The organism is Isoptericola haloaureus (assembly GCF_036689775.1).
GTDB lineage: Bacteria > Actinomycetota > Actinomycetes > Actinomycetales > Cellulomonadaceae > Isoptericola > Isoptericola haloaureus.
Map to the genome: position 1 here is coordinate 122370 of NZ_JBAGLP010000110.1, position 23721 is coordinate 146090.

Here is a 23721-nt window from a genome sequence, read left to right on the forward strand (position 1 = left end):
GGACGGTCCGGCCCCGGGATCGCGGGGGCTGTGGACGGCGCCCGCGGTGGGTGGGGACCTACCCCGGTGCTCAGGCCGAGGCGGCCTGGGAAGACCCCGTCGACGAGCTCGAGCCGCCCGACGACGAACCGCTCGACGACGAGCCGCTGGACGACGAGCCGCTCGACGAGGAGCCGCTGGACGAGCCGGAACCCGCCCGCGAGTCGTTCCGGTAGAAGCCGGACCCCTTGAACGACACACCGACGGAGCCGTACTGCTTGCGCAGCCGTCCGGCGCACTCGGGGCAGACGGTGAGCGCGTCGTCGGTGAACGCCTGACGGATGTCGAAGGCGTGGCCGCAGTCGGCGCACCGGTAGGCGTACGTGGGCACGGTGTCTCCTCAGATGGCTGGCACTCGAATCATGCGAGTGCCAATCATACTCGGGCGGTAGTCTCGCCTGCGTGTCAGCGAGCACCGACCCCGTCACGCACGAGCCCGACCAGCCCCGCGAGGGCGACGAACCCCCCGAGGAGGACGCCGCTCCGCCGGCGCGGTCCCGCCTGCGCCGGACCGCCGTCGGGATCGCCGTGCTCGTCGTGCTGGCGCTCGTCGCGACGATCACGTTCACCGTGGTCACCGCGCGCCGGCCGCTGCCCGACCACTCCTCGACCGAGCAGGTGCCCGGCCTGAGCGGCGAGGTCACGGTCCAGCGCGACGCCCAGGGCGTGCCCCACGTCTACGCCGGCACGGCCGAGGACCTCTTCGCCGCCCAGGGGTACCTGCACGCCCAGGACCGGTTCTTCGAGATGGACTACCGCCGCCACGTCACCGCCGGCCGGCTCGCCGAGCTCGTCGGGGACGTCCCTGCCGCGATCGACGCCGACAAGGTGATCCGCACCTTCGGCTGGCGCGAGGTCGCCGAGGAGGAGTGGAACCTCGTGTCCCCGGAGTCGCGCTCCTACCTGCAGGCCTACGCCCAGGGCGTCAACGCCTACCTGGCCGACCGTGCCCCGGAGGACCTCGCCGTCGAGTACACCGTGCTGGGGGCGACCGTCGACGTCGCCGACCCCGACCCGTGGGACCCGGTCGACTCGCTGGCCTGGCTCAAGGCGATGGCCTGGGACCTGCGCGGCAACTACGACACCGAGCTCGACCGTGCCAAGGCCTACAGCACGCTGGAGGACGTCGACCTGGTCGACGAGATCTTCCCCACCTTCGCCGACGGCGGGAACACACCGATCCTCACCGAGGAGGACCTCGAGCCGGTCGACGCCCGCACCGTCGCCCGCACGTCGACCGAGCTGCCGTGGGGCACCTCGGCGCTGGACGCGGCGATCGAGTCGGCCACCACGGCCCTGGAGTCGGTGCCGGTCCTCGTCGGGCGCGGCGACGGCGCCGGGTCGAACTCCTGGGCCGTCTCCGGCGACCTGACGGCCACCGGGGCGCCGATCCTCGCCAACGACCCGCACCTCTCCCTGGCGGCCCCCGGGCTGTGGTCCCAGGTCTCCCTGCACTGCGACCAGGTCGACGACTCCTGCCCGTTCGACGTCAGCGGGTTCTCGTTCGCGGGCTTCCCCGGCGTGATCATCGGTCACAACGCCGACCTGGCGTGGGGGCTGACGAACATGAACGCCGACGTCACCGACTTCTTCGTCGAGCGTGTCCGCAACGACACGTGGCTGCGCGACGCCGACGCCGAGGAGTGGGTCGACATGGAGACCCGCACCGAGACGATCCGCGTCAACGGCGGCACCCCGGTCGAGCTGCGGGTGCGGTCCACCGACCACGGGCCGGTGGTCTCCGACGTGCTCGACGTCGGTGCCGTCGTCGGGGCCCCCACGGAGACCGGCACCGTGTTCGGCGAGTACGCGGTCTCGCTGGCCTGGACCGCTCTCGAGCCGGGCCGCACCGCCGACGCCGTGTTCGCGATGGCGTCCGCGAGCGACGCCGACGAGATCGCCGCGGCGGCCGAGCTGTTCGACGTCCCGGCGCAGAACATCGTGTTCGCCACGACGGACGGGCACATCGGCTACCAGGCACCGGGCAAGGTCCCCCAGCGCCGTGACGTCGAGGGCCCCGTGCCCTCGGACGGCACCTGGCCGCGACCCGGCTGGGACCCGCGGTTCGACTGGCAGGGGTACGTCGACCCCGCCGAGATGCCGCGCGCCCTCGACCCCGAGGAGGGGTTCGTCGTCGCGGCGAACCAGGCCGTGCTGCCCGACGGTGTCGGGCCCGAGCTGTCCCAGGACTGGGACCAGGGGTTCCGTTCCGAACGGATCCGCACGCTGCTGACCGAGCAGGTCAGCGCGGGCCGGCCGTTCACCGTCGCCGACATGAACGACCTGCAGGTCGACGACTGGTCGCCGTTCGCGGCCGTCCTGGTCCCGGTGCTGCTCGAGATGGAGATCGAGGACTCCTACGACGCCGCCGGCCAGGAGCTCCTGGCTGGGTGGGACTACCGGACCGGCGCGGACTCCGCGGCCGCCGCCTACTTCAACGCGGTGTGGCGCAACCTGCTCTCGGCGACCTTCTGGGACGACCTGCCCGCCGACGCCCTGCCCTCGGGCGGCTCGCGCTGGCTGGTCGTCGTCCGCGACATGCTGGAGCGTCCCGACGACCCGTTCTGGGACGACCGCTCCACGCTGAACGTCGTCGAGACGCGGGACGAGATCCTCACGCGTGCCCTGGTCACGGCCCGCCACGACCTGACGGTCGAGCTGTCCAAGGACCCGGGCGACTGGAGCTGGGGCGCCCTGCACGAGCTGTCGCTGCAGCACCCCGTGCTGGGTGGTCCCGACGTGCCGGGCCTCGTGCGCGACTACGTCAACCCGCACCCCGTGCAGATGCCCGGCGGCAGCTCGATCGTCAACGCCACCGGCTGGGACGCCTCCACGGGCAGCTTCGCGGTGACGACGGGACCGTCGATGCGGATGGTCGTCGACCTCGGCGACCTGGACGCCTCGACCTGGGTGACGGTCACCGGCACGTCCGGGCACCCGGCCTCGCCCCACTACGACGACCAGCTGTCCTCCTGGGCGGCGGGGGACACGTTCACGTGGCCGTTCACGCGCGACGCCGTCGAGGAGGACGCGGAGGACACCGCCACGCTCGTGCCGTGAGCCCGCGCGGTCGGGTCCGGTCAGCCCCGGCGGCGGGCCCGGCCGCTCAGGACACCGGCAGCGGCTGCCAGCCGTCCGGGGTCGCCACCGCGTGCACCGGCACGTCGTGGTCCTCCACGGGCAGCGGCCGCTCGGAGGCGTCGTAGAACTCCTCCGGGAACACCATGGCGACCACCTGCACGCCGGGGCGGGCCTGCTTCAGCGAGCGGTCGTACCAGCCGCCGCCCTGCCCGAGGCGGACGCCGAGGCTGTCGACGGCGAGCGCCGGGGCGATGACGACGTCGGCCTCGGCGATGGCCCGCCCGCCCAACGTGCGGCCGCCCGGTTCCGGCGGCCGGCCGGGGGCGCGTTCGAGCAGGTCGTCCGGGCCGGTGTACTCGGCCCAGTCCCGGGCCAGCCCGGCGCCGAGCACCGGCAGCAGGACACGGGCGCCCCGTGCGGCGAGCTGGTCCAGCAGGGCGCCGGTGCCGGGTTCGGTCGGCCGGGCGGCGTAGGTCGCCACGGTGGCCGCGGAGGACACGGCCGGCACCGTGGCCAGCACCTCGGCGAACGCGGCGGCGGCCTGCTCGCGCAGGCGCGCGGACCGGTCCTGGCGCTGGTGGCGGATCGCCCGGCGCAGCTCGTCCTTGGCGTCCCCCGTCTCCATCCCGGCGACGACCGGGTACGGCTGTGGGGCGGTCGGGGGCCTGCGGTCGCCGTGCATGCCCTCATTGTGGCAGGGTCCGGGAGTCGAGGGACCCGGTATGCCGGGCGTGGACGGGGGGTCGGATGAGCGACACGAAGAGGTGGGCGGTGACCAAGCCGTGGCCGGTGACGCTGCGTGAGGACACGTCGTCGGGCGCTGTCGTGCTGCGCCCGTTGCGTCGGCGCGACGGGACCGCCTGGATGGAGCTGCGCCGCTCGAACGCGGACTGGCTGGACCGCTGGGAGGCGACGACGCCGGGCGAGCGGCCGAGCGCGTCCTCGTTCGGCGAGTACGTCCGGGCACTGAGCGCGCAGGCGCGGGCGGGCACGTCGTTGCCGTTCGTCGTCGACCTGGACGGCGCCCTGGCCGGCCAGCTCACGGTCTCCTCGATCCAGTACGGCTCGCTGTGCTCGGGGAGCGTCGGCTACTGGATCGCGCGCGAGCACGCCGGGCAGGGCGTCATCCCCACGGCGGTGGCGATGGCGACCGACTACTGCTTCCAGGTGGTCGGGCTGCACCGCGTGGAGATCAACATCCGGCCTGAGAACACCGCGAGCCTGCGGGTCGTGGAGAAGCTCGGGTTCCGTGACGAGGGGGTCCGCGAACGGTACCTGCACATCCAGGGCGACTGGCGTGACCACCGCACGTTCGCGCTGACGACCGAGGACGTCCCGGGCGGGTTGCTCGCCCGTTGGCAGCGGGCTCGCGACGGGGCGTGACGGTCCCGAACCTGTCCAGGTAGCGGACACGCCGCCCGGTGGTGCGGCCCGCCCCGCCCCGGCTCGCCTACCGTCGGGGAATGGACACGTCGCCGGCAGGACTCGCAGCCCTCGCGCTGTTCGTGCTGTGGCTCGGCTACTGGGTCCCGCTGCAGCTGCGGCGACGCACGGAGCTCGCGGCGGCCCGGGTGGACGACCGGTTCTCCGGCGGCCTGCGCATGCTGACGGTGGCGGACGGAGCAGGGAAGGGGCGACCGATGCCCACGAACCGTGCGGCGGGTCACTCGCCGCCGACCGGCAGCACGCCGCGGGTGACCGCGCCGGCCGCCGGGCCGGCGTCGGGCATGACGCCGCAGGTGCGCGCCTCGCGGCTGGCGGTGCTCGAGCGCCGCGCCGCCCGTGCACGTCGCCGACTCACGCTGACGGTCCTGCTGACGCTGCTGACGGCCGCTGCGTGGACGGTCGTCGGCCTGGGGTACGTGCCGTGGCCCGTGGCGGCCGTGCCGTCCGGGCTGCTGCTCGTGGTGCTGGTGCTCGGCCGGCTGGCCGTGCTGACGGCGCGCCGGTCCGACGCCCGGTGGCGGTCGGAGCGTCGCGCCGAGCAGCAGCGGGCCACGCAGCGCCGCACGCTCGCGCACGGTGGTCCGTACGCCCCGCGCAACCGGGCGCGCGTCACCGGCTACGCCGTGCACCCCTCCGACACGCACACGCAGATGATCCCGCGCGTGCAGCAGGGGACCGCCGCGGCGACGGGGGAGCGGCGTGAGCCGACGACCGCGCCGTCCGACCGGGCCACCGGGCGTGCCGAGGACCGGGCCGACGACGGCGAGCCCGAACGCAGGGCGCCGGCACCGCCGTCCGAGAGCTCCTCCGCGCCGTCGGACGGTCACGGCCGGTCCGGTCAGCGTGCTGACGGCGGGTCGCCCGAGCAGGCGGCCGAGTCCGCGCCGGGCTACTCCCGGCACGTCGGCGGGGAGCCGTGGGACCCGGTCCCGGTGCCCCTGCCGACCTACGTGACCAAGCCGGAAGCCCCGCGCGCCGGGGCCGACGACGCCTCGACGACGCCCCGCACGGGTGGCACGGCGGCACCCCAGGAAGGCGGTCGGTGGACGGTCGAGGACCGGGCCGAGCCGCAGGACGCCGTGCACGCGGCGCCGAGCGACGCGCCGGAGCCCGCGGTCGGAGACGAGCCGCGGCCCCGGTCCGAGACGCTGGGGCTCCCGCTGGAGCAGATCCTGGCCCGGCGTCGCGCGGCGGGCTGAGCCCGCCCCGCGCGTGCTGCGGGAGCGGGTGCGACGCACGTCACGTCGTCGGAGCCGATCCGATTTGGCCGGAAGCGGTGGCCGGGTGCTAATCTGACTACCGCTTCACGGGGCTATGGCGCAGTTGGTAGCGCGTCTCGTTCGCAATGAGAAGGTCGGGGGTTCGAATCCCCCTAGCTCCACCCGGTGCGAAGGCCCGGAACCGTTCACGGTTCCGGGCCTTCGTCGTGCTCCGGCCCCGTTCCCGCACATCGACGTGCGCGGACGCTCGCGGGCCGTGCGTCGGCGTGCGCGGGTCCGCCCGCCGCCGTGGGGTGTGCGCCCGAGGGGTGTACCAGTGGTGCCTCGCAGCTTCTCCCGGCCCGATCTAGCGTGGACTGCGTCGCACGAACTGAAGGAGCGATCCACCATGATGCTGAACGAGAACTACACCCTGTCGAACGACGTGGCCGTCCCCCGCATGGGCCTGGGCACCTGGTTCATCGACGACGACTCGGTGGCCGAGGCCGTCCGCGCCGCCGTCGAGATCGGCTACCGCAACATCGACACCGCGCAGGCCTACGGCAACGAGCGTGGCGTCGGCGAGGGCATCCGCACCTCCGGCGTCGCCCGTGAGGACCTCTTCGTGTCGACCAAGCTGGCCGCTGAGGTCAAGTCCTACGACGAGGCGACCGCGTCGATCGACGAGTCGCTGGCGACCATGGGTCTGGACTACATCGACCTGATGCTGATCCACAGCCCGCAGCCCTGGGACGACTTCCGCGGCGGCGACTACGCCGACGGCAACCGGGAGGCCTGGCGGGCCCTCGAGGACGCCTACAAGGCCGGCAAGCTGCGCTCGATCGGCGTGTCGAACTTCGAGCAGAAGGACCTGGAGAACCTGCTGGAGGGCAGCACGGTCACGCCGCACGTGAACCAGCTGCTCGTGCACGTGGGCAACACCCCGTTCGAGCTGCTCGACTTCTGCGAGAGCCACGGCATCCTCGTCGAGGCCTACTCGCCCATCGCGCACGGCGAGATCCTCAAGGACTCGAACGTCGCGGCGATGGCGGAGAAGTACGGCGTGACGGTCCCGCAGCTGTGCATCCGCTACACGCTGCAGCTCGGTACGGTCCCCGTGCCGAAGACGGCCAACCCCGCGCACATGCGCAGCAACGCCGAGGTCGACTTCGAGATCTCGGACGAGGACATGGACGCGCTGCGCGGTGTGCACTTCCGCGACTACGGCGAGAACAGCGTCTTCCCGGTCTACGCCGGCAACTGATCCGGCCGACCGGCCGGCCCGCGCGGCAGCGCGAGCCGGCCGGCAGCACGGTCCCGCAGGGGCCCCTCCGAGCTCTCGGAGGGGCCCCTGCGTGCGTTCGGGGGCGATCCCGGCAGCAGCGCCCTGACCTGCCTGTCACCGGACGCTCGGGGGCGTTCCGCGCATACCCTGGGGGGTGTGACTTGAATACCCTAGGGGGTATGCGTCAGACTGGGGTCACCGCATCGCGGAACCGACCTCAAGGAGAGACCCCCCATGCTGCTCGAACGGATCTACGACGAAGACCTCGCCCAGGCGAGCTACTTCATCGGCTGCCAGGCCAAGGGTGAGGCCGTCGTCGTCGACGCCCGGCGCGACGTCGCCGAGTACCTCGACCTCGCCCAGCGCCACGGCATGCGCATCGTGGCCGTCACCGAGACCCACATCCACGCCGACTACCTCTCCGGGACGCGCGAGCTCGCCGCGACCACCGGCGCCGACGTCTACGTCTCCGGCGAGGGCGGCCAGGACTGGCAGTACGGCTTCGAGGCCCACCGCCTGTACCACGGCGACACCATCTCGATCGGCAACATCACCATCGAGGCCCGCCACACCCCGGGGCACACCCCTGAGCACCTCGCGATGCTCGTGACGGACGGCGCGTTCAGCGACGCGCCCGGCTACGCGCTCACCGGCGACTTCGTCTTCGCGGGCGACCTCGGCCGCCCCGACCTGCTCGACGAGGCCGCCGGCGGCGTGGACACCCGTTTCGAAGGTGCCCGCCAGCTCTTCGCCTCCCTGCGCGACGAGTTCCTCACCCTGGGCGACCACGTCCAGGTCTTCCCGGCCCACGGTGCCGGCAGCGCCTGCGGCAAGGCGCTCGGTGCGCTGCCCTCCACCACGGTCGGCTACGAGCGCCTGAACGCCTGGTGGGCCCCGTACCTGCGCGACGGCGACGAGCAGGGCTTCATCGACGAGCTGCTGGACGGGCAGCCGGACGCCCACGCCTACTTCGCGCGGATGAAGCGCGAGAACAAGGACGGCCCGGCGCTGCTCGGCCCCCTGTCCCCGCTCGGCCGGATGGCGAACGACGACCTGGCCCGCCGCCTCGAGGCGGACGAGGTGATCTTCGTCGACACCCGCGACCAGCACGCCGTGCACGCCGGGACCGTGGCCCGCAGCCTGAACGTCCCCGGGATCGCCAAGGCGGCCAGCTACGGCGCCTGGGTCTACGACCCGGAGACGGAGAACCGGCCGCTGATCCTGCTGGCCGAGGACCAGGCGTACGCCGAGGAGATGCGTGACCACCTGGTCCGTGTCGGCATCGACACCGTGGCCGGGTTCACCCCCGAGCTCGACGGCCTGCCGATGACCACGCCGCCGATGATCTCCCCGGCGGAGCTGGAGTCCTTCGACGCCACCCTGGTGCTCGACGTCCGCAACAAGACCGAGCACGCCGACGGCCACATCCCGGGCTCGACGCAGCTCAGCGGCGGCCGCGTGCTGTGGCACCTCGACCAGCTGCCCGACGACGGCACCATCGTCACGTACTGCCAGTCCGGCGTGCGCAACGCGGTGGCCGCCAGCGCCCTGCGCCGTGCCGGCTACGACGTCGTCGAGCTCGACGGCAGCTACGCCGGCTGGACCGCCTGGACCCAGTCCCGGCCCGTCGCCGTCCCCGCGTGACCGCCCGCCCCACCCGCCCGACGAAAGGCACCCCCTCACCCATGGCCCACACCGCCACCGTCACGACCATCGAGCCCGGCGAGCTGAAGCAGCGCCTGGCCGACGACGAGCTGACGATCATCGACGTCCGTACTCCCGCCGAGTTCGAGTCCGTCCACATCCGTGGCTCGTACAACGTGCCCCTGCCGCTGCTGTCCGAGCACACCCACGACCTCGCCGACCGGCTCGGAGGCCGCGTCGTGCTGGTGTGCCAGTCCGGCGTCCGTGCGGGGCAGGCGCAGGACCGGCTGTCGTCCGTCGGCGTCTCCAGCGCCGAGGTGCTCGCCGGCGGGATCTCCGCCTTCGAGTCCGCGGGCGGGACCGTCGTGCGCGGCGCGCAGCGCTGGGCCATGGACCGGCAGGTCCGGATGGTCGCCGGCTCGCTCGTGCTCGCCGGGTTCGTCGGCAGCAAGGTGATCCACCCGCGCGTGGGGCTCCTCGCCGGGGCGATCGGCGCCGGGCTGACCTACTCGGCCCTGTCGAACTCGTGCGCCATGGCGGCGGCGCTGTCCAAGATGCCGTGGAACCGCACGGAGGTCAGCCCGACCTACGAGAACACCATCCGGTCCATCCCGGTAGCGCCGCAGGCCGTCACGGCGCGGGCCGCCTGAGCGGCGGGGGACGACCGTGGACATCACGACGATCGCGGTGCTGCTGCTCGCGGTGGTGGTGGGCATCTCCCTCGGCCTGCTCGGCGGGGGAGGGTCCATCCTCACAGTGCCGCTGCTCACCTACGTGGCCGGCTTCGCCCCCAAGGAGGCGATCGCTGCCTCGCTGCTGGTGGTCGGCGTGACGTCGGTGACGAGCATGCTGGCCCACGCCCGCCGCGGCAACGTGCAGTGGCGGACGGGGCTGGTCTTCGGGGCGGCCGGCATGGCCGGCGCCTTCGCAGGCGGTCTCGTCGGCGGGCACATCCCGGGCACGATCCTCATGATCGCCTTCGCGGTCATGATGATCGCGACGGCGGCAGCCATGATCCGCGGTCGCCGCGGCGGCCGGACGCCCACGCACGACGGCGGCCTCCGGGTGGGTCGGACCATCCTGGACGGCCTGGTCGTGGGCCTCGTGACGGGACTCGTGGGTGCCGGCGGAGGCTTCCTGGTCGTCCCCGCGCTGGTCCTGCTCGGCGGTCTGCCGATGTCGGTGGCGGTGGGTACGTCCCTGCTGGTCATCGGGATGAAGTCGTTCGCCGGCCTGGCGGGCTATCTCACCTCGGTGTCCCTGGACTGGGGCCTCGTCGCCGCGGTCACGGCGGCGGCCGTCGTCGGGTCCCTCATCGGGGCCCGGCTGACGACCCGGGTCCCCGAGGCGGCGCTGCGCCGCGGGTTCGGCTGGTTCGTCCTGGTCATGGGCGTGGTCGTCCTGGTGCAGGAGCTGCCGGGCGTCGGCGGCCTCGTGGTCGCCGTCGTCGCCTCCCTGGTGGCGGTCGCCGCCGTCACCTGCCGTCTGGTCGGCGCGGCCTGCCCCCTGCGGGGGCGCCTCGCCGCCCGCTGACGACGGCGCCGTCCCGGACCCGCCCGGGACGGCGCACCCCGGCACGCCCCGGGGCGGACGTATCCTGACGTCCGCCCCGGGGCGTGCGTCGTCCCGCGGCTCCCCGTCGACCAGGAGCGAACCCCCGATGAGAAATGCCGACCCCGAGACCCAGCGCCGCATCCTCAACCGGCTCAAGCGTGCCCGCGGGCAGCTCGACGGCGTCATCTCCGCCGTCGAGTCCGGCGGCAGCTGCCGCGACGTGGTCACCCAGCTCTCGGCCGTGTCCACGGCGCTCGACCGGGCCGGGTACGTCATCGTCTCCACGGCGATGCGGGAGTGCCTGACGGACCCGGACGGCACCGCGGAGGCGGAGGACGGGCTCACCGCCGAGGAGCTCGAGAAGCTCTTCCTCACGCTGGCCTGACAGCCGGGACGGGCCGGTGCGATCGGTGCTCCGGTCCGTCCCGACATCGCTCGGCGTCCGTCCGGTGAACGAGGTGAACGTTGCCGGAACACTCGGCGACGGCGTCCGAATGGTCCGACATGTCGGGTCGGTCCACCGCGATACTCACCACCGTGCATGACGAGATCTCCGAGGTTGCCCGACACCGACAGGTCCGGGGCGGTGCCCGGCTGGCCGGCACCGTCGCCGACCTCGCCCGCCCCATCACCGTGGTCGGGTCCTCGATGCCCGTCGGGCAGCTCGAGGTCATGTTCCGCAGTCCCGAGGTGACGTGCGTCGCCGTGCAGGACGACGAGGGCGGGGCCCGCACCGGCATGGTGATGCGCGCCGGGCTGACCGCCGCGCTGACGGGGCGCCTGGGCTACGGCCGCGCCGTGCTGGAGCGCAAGCCGGTCTCGTCCGTCACGGACTGGGCGCCCATGACGGTCTCGCCGGACGACGCCGTCTCCACCGTCGCCACCCGAGCCATGGAGCGTACCGAGGCGCACCGCTACGACGACGTCCTGGTGGCCGGGAGACACTGGGGCACGGCCGCGACGGCGGACCTCATGCGGGCCCTCGTGGCCGCGCTGGCGGAGCGGTCGACGCAGGACCCGCACACGCGTCTGCCCACCCGCGCGACGACCTACCACTCGTTGTCGCGGCGCTGCGGGCTCGTGCGCGGATCGGCGACGCGGGTCGTCCTGGTGCTCCTCGACGTGCGCGGGATGTCCGCTCTCAACGCCCGGCACGGACTGGAGACCGGGGACGTCGTGCTCGTCGAGATCGCCCACCGGCTGCGCACCGGGCTGCCGCGCGGGTGCGAGCCCGGCCGGGTCGGCGGGGACCGGTTCGCCGTGCTGGCCACCCTGCCGGCCATGGACGACATCCATGCCGCGGCCTCCGCGGACCAGCTCCGGCGGCACGTCCTGGGGCGGTTGGCCGAGCCCTCGGGCGGCCTGGACGAGCTGGTCTGGCCCGACCTGCGCTCGTCGGTGGTGTGGTCCGTCGCCGGAGCGGCGTCGCCCGACGAGCTCGTCGCCGAGGCCGAGGCGCGGCTCGCCCGGGACGCCGGGGCGCCCCTCGAGGTGGCCACGACGACGTCGGCGACGGGCCCGGCCCCCGCCGAGTCGTCGCCTGCCGCCCCGGTGCCCGGGGTGCCGCCGACGTCGGCAGCCTCGGCGGCGTCCCCCGCGCTGCCGCGACGCGGCGGCCGGGGTGGGGTGGCGAACCTGCCGGCCCGCCGGCTCGGCTGAGACGGTCGGTCGGGCGCTGTCGACCCGACCGCCCTGGATGGGCCAAGATGTCGGGGTGCCTGCACGGAACGTCCCATTCGTCCTGTCGACCCTGCTCGTCGTCCTCCTCGTCGGAGGCTGCGGAGACCAGGGAGGTCCGCAGCCGACCCGTGGCCCGGCGGTGCACCCGGTCGTCCGTGCACCGGCGTCCACCGTGCTGCTCGGGTCGCCGGACCCGGCCGAGCTGGCGCTGACGGCGAGCCAGCAGGTCTTCGAGCGCACGCCCGTCGCCGTGCTGGCGGGGACCACCGTCGAGCTGCCGGACGGGGTCGTGCGAGCCCTGCACGCAGCGGCGGCCGAGAGTCTGGGGGCGCCGGCGCTGCTCGTCGGCGGCGGGGTGTCGCCCGGGGGGATCGGGGACGAGCTCGAGCGCCTGGGCGCGCGCGTCGCCGTCGTCGTCCGAGCCGCCGGCTCGCCGGACGAGCAGGCCTCGGACCCCGCCGCGGGTGCCGTGGAGGCCGCGGCCGCGGCGGGCGTCGCCGTCGTCGATCTCGAGGCTCCGACCCCGCTGCCCGGCAGCGACCCGGACGTCGACCCGTTGCCCGAGGACGACGCACGGCGGCTGCAGGACCGCGTCGACGTCGCCCTGGGCGCGGGAGCCTCGTCGCCGTCGTCGGCGCCCTCGCACCTGCGTGAGGTCCTGGCGCTGACCGACCCGCGACCCGGGCAGGAGGCGGCGATCGCGACGCTGCGGGCCGCGGGTGCGGTCGACCTCGAGGTGCCGGGCGGGGACATCGCGGGCGCTCCGGAGGTCGTCGAGCACGTGGACACCGCGCAGGCGCTGGCCGTGATCGGCGTCGGGCCGAGCTTCGGCAGCGCCGAGGAGCTCGCGTGGCGCGTGGCCGCCGCCGAGCGCGGCGACCTGCTGCCCACGGGTACCCAGCAGCTGGTGCCGGCGCGGTACGTCACGGTGACCGGCGGTCGGCGCGACGACCCCGCCGTCGTGGTCGAGCGGGCACGGGCCGCGGCCGACTCCTACGACGGGCTCGCCGGCGGGCCGGTGGTGCCCACCGTCGTCGTGCAGGCCAGCGCCGCGGCCGGGCACCCGGGCGAGGACGGCGACTGGGTCGCCGAGGAGCCGCCGGCCGAGCTGGGGCCGCTGGTGCGGGCGGCCCGCGAGGCCGGGCAGTACGTGCTGCTGGACGTCGGGGCCGGGGTGTCGACCCTGCGGGAGGAGGTCGAGGCGCTGGAGGACCTGCTCGCGCAGCCCGGGGTGGGGGTGGCGCTGCACCCGGAGGACCGGCGGTCGGACGGGGAGATGCCCCCGGGGCAGGTGTCGGCGGCCGAGGTGCGGGACGTGATCACCTATATTGAAGGGGTGGTAACTAATCACGGTCTGCCCCCGACGATGGTGGTCCTGCACCAGACGCGACCGGAGTCCGTCGTCGACCGTGACCAGCTCGGCCGGACGGCCGCCCGGACCGACGCCGTCGAGCTCGTGCTCGTCGCCGACCGGACCGGCGGACTGACCACGACCGAGTGGGTGTGGGGGCGAGTGACCGACGAACTGCCCGACGGAGTGCACGCCGGCTGGGCGGGGCCGGAACCGGAGTACTACCGGTCCACCGACCTCGTGCCGACGGACCCCGCGCCGTTGCTCGTGACCGGGTCCTGACCGGCCCGGCCTGACAGGAGACTCATGCTGCCCCTCATCCCGTGGCCCACCGAGGTCACCGCGACCGACGCCCCCGCCGTCGTCGTGCCCGCGGTCCGTGTCGACGCGCCGGACCCGGCCCTCGCCCGGCTCGTCGCCGAGCAGGTCGAGGCCGCCGGCGTCCCGGTGTCCGACGACGTCACCGACGCTCGTGCCGTGACGGTCACGCTGCGCCTCGACCCCGCCGCCGGGTCCGCGGGCGCGGAGACCGACGAGCGGTACACCTTGCGGGTGGCCGACGGCGAGATCCTCGCCACCGCCGCGGCACCCGTCGGGCTGCTGCACGCCGCCCGTACGCTGCGCCAGCTCGTGGTGCCCGGCACCGATGGCGCCGCGGCCGCCGTGCCGGCCGTCGTCGTGCACGACGCGCCCCGCTACGCCTGGCGCGGCCTGAGCCTCGACGTCGTGCGGCACTGGTTCGGTCCCGAGGACCTGCGGGCCGTGGTCGACCTGGCCGCGTCGTTCAAGCTGCGCGTGCTGCACCTGCACCTGACCGACGACCAGGGCTGGCGCATCGAGATCCCTTCCCGTCCCGAGCTGGAGAAGGCGTCCGACAACCAGGTCGGCGGCGGCTCGGCCGGCTACCTCACCGTCGAGGACTACACGGCGCTGCAGGACTACGCCGCGCAGCGGTACGTCACGATCGTGCCCGAGTTCGACATGCCCGGGCACGTCAACGCCGCCACCCACGTCTACGGCGCGCTGACGTCCGACGGCGTCGCCACCGACGCCTACGACGGCATCGAGGTCGGGTTCTCGCGGCTGTGGTTCGACAACCCGGCCACCGAGCCGTTCCTGCGCGACGTCATCGGCGACCTGGCCCGCACGACCCGCGGGCCGTGGGTGCACGTCGGGGGTGACGAGGTGCTGACGATGGAGCGCGAGGAGTTCGCGCGGTTCGTCGAGCTGGCCCAGCGGATCGTGCGCGAGCACGGCAAGACGCCGATCTTCTGGCAGGAAGGCTCGCGCGGGCCCGTCGAGCCGGGCACGCTGCTGCAGTACTGGGAGCCCAAGGGCGAGGAGTTCGACCGGTTCGTCGCCGCGGCCGACGCCGGCGCGCGGTTCATCATGTCGCCCGGCAACCACGCCTACCTCGACATGAAGTACACCCCCGAGCACCCGCTGGGGCTGGAGTGGGCCGGCCACGTCGAGCTGCGCGACTCCTACGACTGGGAGCCGACCACCGTGATCGACGGCCTGCCGACGTCCTCGGTCGAGGGTGTCTCCGCCGCGATCTGGACCGAGACCCTCACGACGCGTGACGAGCTGTTCTCGATGCTGCTGCCGCGGCTCGGGGCCGTCGCCGAGGTGGCCTGGACGGCGGCCGAGCGCAAGGACTGGGAGTCCTTCGCCGCCCGCACCGCCGCGTCGGCACCGGCCTGGCGCGCCAGCGGCTGGGCGTTCCACCCCACGCCGCAGGTCGCCTGGCCGGAGTGAGCTGACAGGAGCCGAGGGACGCCGACGACGCACGGCCCCGTGGACGGCGGTCCACCCCGACGTGGAGGGCGCGCAGCGCCCGTGAACGCGGTCGTCCACGGGGCCGCGCGTCCTCGGCCGGGTCTCAGATCCAGTTCTGGAAGCGGATGACCTCGCGCCAGTAGTCGTACGGCACCGCCATCGCCGACCAGAACGGGTAGAATGCCGCCGACACCAGCGCGATGAGCACCACGACGACGGCGATCACCGCGGCGGTACCGCCCTTGCCCTGGCGCCATCGGGTGCGTTCCAGCGCCACGACCATCGGGTAGACCAGCGTCATGACGACGAACGGCGTGAACGCGATCGTGTAGAAGGTGAAGATCGTGCGGTCCGTGTACAGGAACCACGGCAGCCAGCCGGCGACCGTGCCGGAGACGACGGCCAGCGCCCGCCAGTCCCGCAGCCAGATCCCGAGGAGCACGGTGACGACCAGGGCGATCGCCGCCAGGTACCACAACAGCGGGTTGCCCAGGGCCGTGACGGCGACGGCGCAGCCGCCGTCGGTGTCCGCGGGGCAGGCGCCGTCGCCGGCATCCAGGCGCTCCCAGAAGAACGACGTCGGCCGCCACTGCACCATCCAGCCGAGCGGGCCCGCCGCGTAGGCGTGCTCCGCCTCGAGGCCGGTGTGGAACTGGTACACCTGCTGGTGGTAGTGCCACAGGCTGGCCAGCCAGTCGGGCAGCCAGGACACCGCCTGCTCCGGGTTCTGCGACGCCCAGTCCCGGTAGTAGCCCTCCGACCCCGCGATCCAGCGCCACCAGGAGGCGACGTAGGTGAGCAGCGCGACCGGGACGATCTGCAGGAACGCCGGCACGCCGTCGGCCAGCACGGCGTCCTCGAACCAGCGGCCGATCCCGGCGCGGCGCCGCGCGGTGACGTCCCACAGCACGGTGAGCAGGCCGAACGCGGCGACGAACCAGAGCGCCGACCACTTGACGCCGCACGCCAGGCCCAGGGAGACGCCCGCGGCGAGACGCCACCACCGCATCCCGAGCCGGGGCCCGTACTTGTCCACGGTGCCACCGGCGTCCAGGACGGCCGCGACCCGGGTGGCGAGTCGTCGTCGCGCCCACTCCCGGTCCAGGAGCAGGCAGCCGAACGCGACCAGCACCCAGAACATGAGGAACTGGTCCAGCAGCGCGGTGCGCGAGTGCACGATCGCCTGCCCGTCGATCGCCAGCAGGAAGCCGGCGACCAGCCCCATCGTCGTGGAGGCGAACAGCCGTCGCGCGATCCGGACCAGCAGCAGGACGGCGAGGATGCCGACGACGGCGGAGGCCAGCCGCCACGCGAACGGGTTCGTCGCGCCGCCCCCGGCCTCCATGCCGAGCCACATCATCCACTTGCCCACCGGGGGATGGACGACGTACGCCGCCTGGTCCAGGTAGGTGTCGACGTCACCGGCCTCGAAGGCGGGGTTCGGGTCCTCGGGCCACTGACGCTCGGCGCCGGTGCTGCCGAGCGTGTACGCGTCCTTGACGTAGTACGTCTCGTCGAAGACCAGCGACCCGGGGCGGCCGAGCTCCCACAGCCGGGCCACGGCGGCGATCAGGGTGACGACGGCGGCGCCGACCCACCCGAGCGTGCGGGCCTGCCACGTCGCCCCCAGCGCCAGGCGCCGTTCGCCCAGCAGGCGCACCAGCAGCGACCGCTCGGTGCCGACCCCCTCGTCCGGCGCGGTGTCCGACGGCGAGTCGTGCGAGCCGTCGTCGTCCCGCGCGGATGGGCGCTCGGCGGTCGCCGTCGCGGTGCCGCCCGCCGCGACCGGGACCGGCGCGCTCTCCAGGGCGCCCGGCGTCGGGCCGGTCCCGGGGTGCGCGGTCGGCGTGGTCCCGGTGGTCGGTCGTGGGTCCGGGGCGTCGGCCGGCGACGCCGTCGGGGCGTCCTCCGCCGGGGCCGCGTCGTTGCTCGCGGGACCCGTGCCGACCGTCGGGGTCGACCCGGTCAGCGCGCGGATCGCCCCGGTCACCACGGGGATGCCGCGGGTGTTCGTGCGGCGCTCGTGACCGTGGATCTCGCGGCGGGACGGGTACTGCCGACTCGGCGGTGCGGTGTCGACCTCGGACTGCTCTCCGGTGTCGGGGGCGTCGGGATCGTGGGCGCTCACCTCGGTCACTCTAGGGGGTCGACGGGGCCGCGTGGGACAGTTGTCCCCATGAGTCGTGTCCCCGAGGCCGGGTCCGTCGTGCTGGCCGCCACCCCGATCGGCAACGTCGAGGACGCCTCTCCACGACTCCTGCGCCTGCTCGCCGACGCCGACGTCGTGGCGGCCGAGGACACCCGCCGGCTGCACGCGCTCGCGTCCCGGCTCGGCGTGGAGGTCGGCGGGCGGATCGTGTCGTACCACGAGCACAACGAGCGCGACCGGGCGGACGACCTGCTCGACGTCGTCGACGGCGGCGGCACCGTTCTCGTCGTCACCGACGCCGGGATGCCGGCGGTGTCCGACCCCGGGTTCCGGCTCGTCGCCCGTGCTGTCGAGCGCGGGCTGCCCGTGACCTCGGCGCCCGGCGCCTCCGCCGTCCTGACCGCGCTGGCGCTGTCCGGTCTGCCGACCGACCGCTTCACCTTCGACGGGTTCGTGCCCCGCAAGGCCGGGGACCGGTCGCGGTGGCTCGGTGGCCTCGCCGACGAGCCCCGCACCATGGTGTTCTTCGAGGCGCCGCACCGGATCGTCGACACCCTGGCCGCCATGGCCGAGGCGTTCGGTCCCGAACGGCCCGCCGCCGTCTGCCGCGAGCTGACGAAGGTGTACGAGGAGGTCCTGCGCGGGTCGCTCGGGGAGCTGGCGGCGCTCGCGGGCGAGCGGGCAGAGACCGGCCAGGCGCTGCGGGGCGAGATCTGCGTCGTCGTCGGCGGGGCGCCGGCACCGGAGGCGCCGAGCGTGGAGGCGCTCGTGCCGCAGGTCGCCGCCCGCGTCGAGGCGGGCGAGCGGCTCAAGGTGGTCGCGGGGGAGGTCGCGGCGGCGTCGGGTGTGTCGAAGCGCGAGCTGTACGAGGCCGTGCTGGCCGCGCGCCAGGCCCCTTCCGCGAGGTAGGCAACCTCTCCGCGAGGTAGGCAACTCTTCCGCGAGGTAGGCGACTCTGCCGTGAGGTAGGCCGGCGTCAGTCGCGCTCGACCCAGCGGTCGATCGCCCACACGACCGCCAGCGCCAGACCCACGTCCACCCCGTCGGCGACGTCGAGCGTGTACGCGTCTCGGATGGTCACCCACTTCTGGGTGATCTGGACGACGTGCCGTCCACCGACCGTGACCGCGTAGTCCTTCTCGATGAACGACCCCTCCAGACTCCACGGCTCACCGCCGGGAACCTCCATGGACATGCGGTCCTTGACGGGGGAGAACATCTTGGCGCGCAGCGCGGCGATCTCCGTGCCGTCGGCGTCGGCGATCGTCATCTGCTTCGGGATCCCGAACATCTTGCCGGTGACCGTGTAGACGACCTCGCCGTCCCGGTCCTTGACGTCCGCCTTGGGGCGCATGCCGACCTTGCCGTCCACGAACCACGACTGGTCGCCCGTGTCCGGGTGGAGGACGGCGAAGTCGCGGCCCATGCCGAACGTGCTCTTGAGGACGTACCGGGACCAGCCGGCGGGGGGCGGGGGCAGCGGCATCGGGACCTCCGGGTCGACCTGCCTGCAACGTAGCGCGGGGCGCGGGCCGCTGCACGGGGACCGTCCGCGGTCGCCCCGCGAGGGGAGTTGCCTACCTCGCCGAGGGGTTGCCTACCTCATCGAGAACTTGCCTACCTCGCGGGGGAGTTGCCTATCTCGCCGAGGGGTTGCCTACCTCGCGGAGGTCGCCAGCTCGACGCCGGCCTCGGTCAGCTCGCGGTGGGCCTGCTCGCCCTGCTCCGCCGAGACGGGGGCGGTGAGGTCCGTCAGGACCCGGGTCTCGAACCCGTGCCGCTCGGCGTCCAGCGCCGTGAACTTCACGCAGTGCGACTCGGCGAGACCGACCACGTCCACGGCGCGGACGTCGGCCTCGCGCAAGACCTGGTCGAGCGATCGCCCGACGGCGTCGGCCCCGTCGAACCCGGAGTACCCGTGGTCGTACTGGCCCTTGGTGACCGCCACGTCGGCGTCCAGGTCGGCCAGGGCCGGGTGGAGCCGGGCGTTCGGGGACTCGGCCACGCCGTGCACCGGCCAGGAGTTGACGAAGTCCGGGTCGTCGCTGAAGTGCTCGCCCGGGTCGATGTGCCAGTCCTGGGTCGTGACGACCAGGCCGTAGCGCTCGCGGTGGGCGGCGACGTAGTCGGCCACGTCCTGCGCGACGCGGTGGCCCCCCTCCACGGGGAGCTCGCCACCCTCGCAGAACGTCGGTTGGACGTCGACGACGAGGAGTGCTCGCGTACTCATGTCTCCACTGTGCCACCATCCGCCCCCCACGTGTCGAGATCGACTCACCCGTACCGAGATCGAGGCACCGTGCGTCGATCTCGGTACGGGTGAGTCGATCTCGGCGGGAGGGAGCGCGGGTGAGACGACCCGGCCTCCCGGTAGCCCGGACCAGTAGGATTCGGGCCATGACCCACATCCTCTCGGCCGTGGCATGGCCTTATGCCAACGGCCCGCGGCACATCGGCCACGTCGCCGGCTTCGGCGTTCCCTCCGACGTCTTCAGCCGTCACATGCGGATGGCGGGTCACGACGTGCTGATGGTCTCGGGCACCGACGAGCACGGCACGCCCATCCTGGTCCAGGCCGAGCAGGAGGGCGTGACGCCCCAGGAGCTCGCCGACCGCTACAACCGCGTGATCGTCGAGGACCTCACCTCCCTGGGCCTCAGCTACGACCTGTTCACCCGCACCACGACGCGCAACCACTACGCCGTCGTGCAGGAGATGTTCCGCACGGTCCACCAGAACGGCTACATGGTCGAGAAGTCGACTATGGGCGCCATCTCGCCGTCGACCGGTCGCACGCTGCCGGACCGCTTCATCGAGGGCACCTGCCCCATCTGCGGCTACGACGGCGCGCGGGGCGACCAGTGCGACAACTGCGGCAACCAGCTCGACCCGATCGACCTGAAGAACCCGCGCAGCCGCATCAACGGCGAGACGCCGAAGTTCGTCGAGTCGAACCACTTCTTCCTCGATCTGCCGGCCTTCGTCGACGCGCTCGCCTCCTGGCTCGAGACGCGCACCGGCTGGCGCCAGAACGTGCTGAACTTCAGCCGCAACCTGCTGGACGACGTCCGCCCGCGCGCCATGACGCGCGACATCGACTGGGGCATCCCGGTGCCCCTCGACGGCTGGGCCGAGAACCCGAACAAGCGCCTGTACGTCTGGTTCGACGCCGTCATCGGCTACCTGTCCAGCTCCATCGAGTGGGCGCGGCGCCGCGGCACCCCCGAGGCCTGGCGCGACTGGTGGACCAACCCTGATGCCCGCTCGTTCTACTTCATGGGCAAGGACAACATCACCTTCCACTCCCAGATCTGGCCGGCCGAGCTGCTCGCCTACGACGGCGGCGGCTCGCACGGCGGCCGGCCCGGCCCGTACGGGTCGCTCCAGCTCCCGACGGAGGTCGTCTCCAGCGAGTTCCTCAACGTCGAGGGCCAGAAGTTCTCCTCCTCGCGCGGCGTGGTCATCTACGTGCGCGACATGCTGGCCCGCTACCAGCCGGACGCGTTCCGCTACTACGTGGCCGCGGCCGGGCCGGAGAACCAGGACGTCGACTTCACCTGGGAGAGCTTCCTGCGGCGCACCAACGACGAGCTCGTCGCCGGCTGGGGCAACCTGGTCAACCGCACGGCCTCGATGGTGCACAAGAACTTCGGCGAGATCCCCACCGCGGGCGAGCAGGCCGACGTCGACCGCGAGGTGCTGGCGACCACCGGCGAGGCGTTCGGCAAGATCGGCTCGCTCATCGAGTCCAACCGGCAGCGGGCCGCGGTCGCCGAGGCGATGCGGGTGGTCGGCGAGGTCAACCGCTACGTCTCCGAGACCCAGCCGTGGAAGCTCAAGACCGACCCGGACCGGCTCGCCACCGTGCTGCACACCACGACCCAGGCGGTCAGCGACTGCAACACGCTGCTCGCCCCGTTCCTGCCCCACTCGGCCCAGTCAGTGCACGAGGTGCTCGGCGGGACCGGCGAGTTCGCCCCGCAGCCGGTGATCGAGGAGGTCACCGACCTCGACGACGACTCGCGCCACTACCCGGTCATCACCGGCGGGCACGACGGCGGCTACGAGTTCCCGTCGTGGGAGTCGCGCCCCGTGACCCCTGGTACCCCGATCGCCAAGCCGACGCCGGTGTTCACCAAGCTCGACGACTCGATCGTCGAGGAGGAGCTGGAACGCCTGCGCGAGAAGGCCTGATGGGACGCTCGAAGCGCGAGCGGGGATTCCCTCCGGACCCGGAGGCCCTGCCGGTCCCGGTCGTGGACAACCACACCCACCTGGACGCCATCGCCGACGTGCTCGACGAGCGGGCGCTGCAGGGCGCTCCGGTCCCGACCGTCGCCGACCATCTCGAGCGGGCCGCCGCGGTCGGGGTGGACCGGTTGGTCCAGGTGGGCTGCGAGCTGCCGTCCGTCGAGTGGACGGACGCGCTCCTGCGCGAGCCCGCGTCCGACGGTCGCCTCCTGGGCGCCGTGGCGATCCACCCGAACGAGGCGGTGCTGCACGCGGGCGTCCGCGAGGTGGGGCCCGACGGTCTGGAGCCGTCGCCGCAGGCGCACCACGCGACCTCGCTCGACGACGCGATCGCCCGGGTGGCCGACGTCGCCCGGGACAACCCGCGCGTCCGGGCGATCGGCGAGACGGGGATGGACCTGTTCCGCACCGGCCCGCAGGGTGAGGTCGCCCAGCGCGAGTCGTTCCGGGCGCACATGGCGCTGGCCAAGGAGCTCGGGCTGGCGCTGCAGATCCACGACCGCGACGCGCACGAGCAGGTGATCGAGGTCCTGCTCGCCGACGGCGCGCCGGAGCGCACGGTCTTCCACTGCTACTCCGGCGACGAGCAGATGGCGGCGCTGGCGGCCGAGCACGGCTGGTACCTGTCGTTCGCCGGGCCGGTCACCTACCCGAAGAACGACCACCTGCGCGGCGCGCTGCGCACCGTGCCGCTCGAGCTGGTCCTGGTCGAGACCGACGCCCCCTACCTGCCCCCGCATCCGTACCGGGGCCGGCCCAACGCGCCCTACGTCGCCGGGCACACCGTCCGGGCGATGGCGGAGGTGCTCGAGCTCCCGCTGACGGACCTGTGCACCGCGGTGTCGACGACCTCCGAGACGGTCTACGGAACGTGGTGACGGCTTCCGCGGTGCGGGGACGCTCCACTACTCTGCGGTGGCAGTGACGACGACCAGGGCGAACCGACGGGCCGTACCCCGTCGTCGGCGTGCCCCGGCACCGTTCGTGGGCCGGCGCGGACCGCTCCCGGCCGCGACCCGGTTCGTGGCCCGCACCGCCGTGGTGGCGGCGGTCGCCGTCGGCGCCGCCGGTGTCGTGGACGCCCACGCCGAGATCACCCTGGACGTCGACGGCGAGGTGCGCACCGTCGACGGCTACGGCGACACGGTCGCCGACGTGCTGGCCTTCCACGGCGTCAGGCCGGGACCGGACGACCTGGTCCAGCCCGCGCTGACGGCGTCGGCGCCGGACGACGGCGAGGTCGTGGTCCGCACCAGCAAGGACGTCACGATGGAGATCGACGGCGAGACCGTCACCTTCCCGACGACGGCGCACACCGTGGGCGAGCTGCTGGCGGCGCTCGGGCCGCGGGGCGAGGGAGCGGTCACCACGGCGTCGCGCAGCGAGCCGCTGGGGCGGTCGCCGGTCCGGGTCTCGACGCTCAAGACCGTCCACGTCTCGGTGGACGGGTCCGTCCTCCCGCTGCGCACCACGCAGGCCACGGTGCGCGAGGTGCTCGCCGAGGTCGGGATCACCCTCGCGGCGCAGGACGGCACCTCGGTCCCGCTGGGGGCGGCCGCGGTCGACGGCATGGTCGTCGTGGTCCACCGCGGGCAGACGGGTTCCGACCTGGTCACCGAGGTGGTGCCGTTCGAGACCGAGACGGTCGAGTCCGACGACCTGCCGCGAGGGCACGAGGTGGTGCAGACCCGCGGCGTGCCGGGCGAGCGGGTGACGACCTACGAGGTGCGCACCATCGACGGTGCCGAGGTGGAGCGCACCGTGGTCGACCGCACGGTCACGACGGAGCCGGTCACGGAGGTCGTCCTGGTCGGCACGCTGGACGTCTCCGACATCCAGGTCGACCCGGGGTCGGCCAAGGCCGTCGCGCGGTCGCTGGCGGCCGAGCGCGGCTGGGGCAGCGATCAGTTCGTCTGCCTGGACAAGCTGTGGACCAAGGAGTCGAACTGGCGCTGGAACGCCGAGAACCCGTCCAGCGGGGCCTACGGCATCCCGCAGGCGCTGCCGGGGTCGAAGATGGCCACGGCCGGCTCCGACTGGCGGACGAACCCCACCACCCAGATCCGGTGGGGGCTGGACTACATCAGCGGGCGGTACGGCTCGCCGTGCGGGGCCTGGAACCACTCGATGTCGGTCGGTTGGTACTGACCGGTGTGACGTCGGCGACATCCGCGGGTGGAACTTTTCGGGCATAGGCGCCCGCAACCGCGCATTCTTACCATAGTCGCGCTTGGTTGAACATCACGATGCGGTTACGGTCGAC

Annotated in this window: 20 protein-coding genes and 1 tRNA gene; 16 read left to right on the forward strand and 5 right to left on the reverse strand. The window is 73.4% G+C overall.

The annotated features are described in order from the left end of the window. Window positions 1–70: 70 nt before the first annotated feature. Window positions 71–370, reverse strand: coding sequence for an FmdB family zinc ribbon protein (locus tag V5O49_RS04460; RefSeq protein WP_332901175.1), 300 nt, complete (start codon window positions 368–370; stop codon window positions 71–73). Window positions 371–441: 71 nt separating this feature from the next. On the opposite strand from V5O49_RS04460, the gene V5O49_RS04465 reads away from it, so the two are divergent. Beyond that, window positions 442–3099 (forward strand): penicillin acylase family protein, encoded by a 2658-nt coding sequence (locus V5O49_RS04465; RefSeq protein WP_332901176.1) that lies wholly within the window; start codon window positions 442–444, stop codon window positions 3097–3099. Between the two features lie 46 nt (window positions 3100–3145). Here the strand turns inward: V5O49_RS04465 and V5O49_RS04470 are convergent, their stop codons facing one another. Further along, a complete protein-coding gene (locus V5O49_RS04470; RefSeq protein ID WP_332901177.1) occupies window positions 3146–3802 on the reverse strand; it encodes a 5-formyltetrahydrofolate cyclo-ligase in 657 nt (218 codons plus the stop codon). Window positions 3803–3867: 65 nt separating this feature from the next. On the opposite strand from V5O49_RS04470, the gene V5O49_RS04475 reads away from it, so the two are divergent. The 11 genes from V5O49_RS04475 to V5O49_RS04525 all read left to right on the forward strand — a co-directional run bounded on the left by V5O49_RS04475 (window position 3868) and on the right by V5O49_RS04525 (window position 15037). Continuing rightward, entirely contained in the window at window positions 3868–4503 is a 636-nt protein-coding gene (locus tag V5O49_RS04475; protein WP_332901178.1) for a GNAT family N-acetyltransferase, read from the forward strand. Between the two features lie 80 nt (window positions 4504–4583). After that, window positions 4584–5765, forward strand: coding sequence for a DUF4231 domain-containing protein (locus V5O49_RS04480; protein ID WP_332901179.1), 1182 nt, complete (start codon window positions 4584–4586; stop codon window positions 5763–5765). A 109-nt stretch (window positions 5766–5874) separates the two neighbouring features. Beyond that, window positions 5875–5947, forward strand: a tRNA-Ala gene (locus V5O49_RS04485). Window positions 5948–6174: 227 nt separating this feature from the next. Then, a complete protein-coding gene (locus V5O49_RS04490) occupies window positions 6175–7029 on the forward strand; it encodes an aldo/keto reductase (protein ID WP_332901180.1) in 855 nt (284 codons plus the stop codon). A 255-nt stretch (window positions 7030–7284) separates the two neighbouring features. Further along, entirely contained in the window at window positions 7285–8694 is a 1410-nt protein-coding gene (locus V5O49_RS04495; protein WP_332901181.1) for an MBL fold metallo-hydrolase, read from the forward strand. 41 nt (window positions 8695–8735) lie between these two features. Beyond that, window positions 8736–9344 (forward strand): rhodanese-like domain-containing protein, encoded by a 609-nt coding sequence (locus tag V5O49_RS04500; RefSeq protein WP_332901182.1) that lies wholly within the window; start codon window positions 8736–8738, stop codon window positions 9342–9344. A 16-nt stretch (window positions 9345–9360) separates the two neighbouring features. Then, window positions 9361–10227 (forward strand): sulfite exporter TauE/SafE family protein, encoded by an 867-nt coding sequence (locus V5O49_RS04505; RefSeq protein ID WP_332901183.1) that lies wholly within the window; start codon window positions 9361–9363, stop codon window positions 10225–10227. A 127-nt stretch (window positions 10228–10354) separates the two neighbouring features. After that, a complete protein-coding gene (locus tag V5O49_RS04510; RefSeq protein ID WP_278235291.1) occupies window positions 10355–10633 on the forward strand; it encodes a metal-sensitive transcriptional regulator in 279 nt (92 codons plus the stop codon). Window positions 10634–10785: 152 nt separating this feature from the next. Further along, the gene (locus tag V5O49_RS04515) at window positions 10786–11907 is read left to right on the forward strand and encodes a GGDEF domain-containing protein (RefSeq protein WP_332901184.1); all 1122 of its coding nucleotides are present in this window, start codon (window positions 10786–10788) and stop codon (window positions 11905–11907) included. A 55-nt stretch (window positions 11908–11962) separates the two neighbouring features. Beyond that, complete coding sequence (locus V5O49_RS04520) at window positions 11963–13561, forward strand: hypothetical protein (RefSeq protein ID WP_332901185.1); 1599 nt, start codon at window positions 11963–11965, stop codon at window positions 13559–13561. 24 nt (window positions 13562–13585) lie between these two features. Beyond that, window positions 13586–15037: a family 20 glycosylhydrolase gene (locus tag V5O49_RS04525; RefSeq protein ID WP_332901186.1), complete on the forward strand. Its 1452-nt coding sequence runs from the start codon at window positions 13586–13588 to the stop codon at window positions 15035–15037. A gap of 124 nt (window positions 15038–15161) precedes the next feature. Here the strand turns inward: V5O49_RS04525 and V5O49_RS04530 are convergent, their stop codons facing one another. Then, the gene (locus tag V5O49_RS04530; RefSeq protein ID WP_332901187.1) at window positions 15162–17186 is read right to left on the reverse strand and encodes a dolichyl-phosphate-mannose--protein mannosyltransferase; all 2025 of its coding nucleotides are present in this window, start codon (window positions 17184–17186) and stop codon (window positions 15162–15164) included. Between the two features lie 48 nt (window positions 17187–17234). Here V5O49_RS04530 and rsmI point away from each other — a divergent pair, with 48 nt between their 5' ends. After that, the gene (rsmI, locus tag V5O49_RS04535) at window positions 17235–18116 is read left to right on the forward strand and encodes a 16S rRNA (cytidine(1402)-2'-O)-methyltransferase (RefSeq protein WP_278235286.1); all 882 of its coding nucleotides are present in this window, start codon (window positions 17235–17237) and stop codon (window positions 18114–18116) included. Window positions 18117–18183: 67 nt separating this feature from the next. On the opposite strand, the gene V5O49_RS04540 is transcribed toward rsmI, so the two are convergent. Next, entirely contained in the window at window positions 18184–18693 is a 510-nt protein-coding gene (locus V5O49_RS04540; RefSeq protein WP_332901188.1) for an LURP-one-related/scramblase family protein, read from the reverse strand. Between the two features lie 171 nt (window positions 18694–18864). Further along, a complete protein-coding gene (locus V5O49_RS04545) occupies window positions 18865–19437 on the reverse strand; it encodes an isochorismatase family protein (protein ID WP_332901189.1) in 573 nt (190 codons plus the stop codon). Window positions 19438–19604: 167 nt separating this feature from the next. Between V5O49_RS04545 and metG the strand changes: the two genes are divergently transcribed. From metG to V5O49_RS04560, 3 genes are read left to right on the forward strand one after another with little or no spacing between them, the layout of a single operon-like run. After that, window positions 19605–21401: a methionine--tRNA ligase gene (gene metG / locus V5O49_RS04550; RefSeq protein ID WP_332901190.1), complete on the forward strand. Its 1797-nt coding sequence runs from the start codon at window positions 19605–19607 to the stop codon at window positions 21399–21401. Continuing rightward, the gene (locus V5O49_RS04555; RefSeq protein WP_332901191.1) at window positions 21401–22336 is read left to right on the forward strand and encodes a TatD family hydrolase; all 936 of its coding nucleotides are present in this window, start codon (window positions 21401–21403) and stop codon (window positions 22334–22336) included. The genes metG and V5O49_RS04555 overlap by 1 nt, the downstream gene beginning before the upstream one ends. Before the next feature lie 43 nt (window positions 22337–22379). Then, on the forward strand, window positions 22380–23606 hold the full coding sequence (locus V5O49_RS04560; protein ID WP_332901192.1) for an aggregation-promoting factor C-terminal-like domain-containing protein: 1227 nt from the start codon (window positions 22380–22382) through the stop codon (window positions 23604–23606). The last annotated feature ends 115 nt before the right edge of the window (window positions 23607–23721 follow it).

Bases quoted from the DNA above. Each gene is read 5' to 3' on its own strand.
- V5O49_RS04470 (WP_332901177.1), bottom strand. From the start codon at position 3,802: ATGCACGGCGACCGCAGGCCCCCGACCGCCCCACAGCCGTACCCGGTC.
- V5O49_RS04475 (WP_332901178.1), top strand. From the start codon at position 3,868: ATGAGCGACACGAAGAGGTGGGCGGTGACCAAGCCGTGGCCGGTGACG.
- V5O49_RS04480 (WP_332901179.1), top strand. From the start codon at position 4,584: ATGGACACGTCGCCGGCAGGACTCGCAGCCCTCGCGCTGTTCGTGCTG.
- V5O49_RS04490 (WP_332901180.1), top strand. From the start codon at position 6,175: ATGATGCTGAACGAGAACTACACCCTGTCGAACGACGTGGCCGTCCCC.
- V5O49_RS04495 (WP_332901181.1), top strand. From the start codon at position 7,285: ATGCTGCTCGAACGGATCTACGACGAAGACCTCGCCCAGGCGAGCTAC.
- V5O49_RS04500 (WP_332901182.1), top strand. From the start codon at position 8,736: ATGGCCCACACCGCCACCGTCACGACCATCGAGCCCGGCGAGCTGAAG.
- V5O49_RS04510 (WP_278235291.1), top strand. From the start codon at position 10,355: ATGAGAAATGCCGACCCCGAGACCCAGCGCCGCATCCTCAACCGGCTC.
- V5O49_RS04525 (WP_332901186.1), top strand. From the start codon at position 13,586: ATGCTGCCCCTCATCCCGTGGCCCACCGAGGTCACCGCGACCGACGCC.
- rsmI (WP_278235286.1), top strand. From the start codon at position 17,235: ATGAGTCGTGTCCCCGAGGCCGGGTCCGTCGTGCTGGCCGCCACCCCG.
- V5O49_RS04540 (WP_332901188.1), bottom strand. From the start codon at position 18,693: ATGCCGCTGCCCCCGCCCCCCGCCGGCTGGTCCCGGTACGTCCTCAAG.
- V5O49_RS04545 (WP_332901189.1), bottom strand. From the start codon at position 19,437: ATGAGTACGCGAGCACTCCTCGTCGTCGACGTCCAACCGACGTTCTGC.
- metG (WP_332901190.1), top strand. From the start codon at position 19,605: ATGACCCACATCCTCTCGGCCGTGGCATGGCCTTATGCCAACGGCCCG.
- V5O49_RS04555 (WP_332901191.1), top strand. From the start codon at position 21,401: ATGGGACGCTCGAAGCGCGAGCGGGGATTCCCTCCGGACCCGGAGGCC.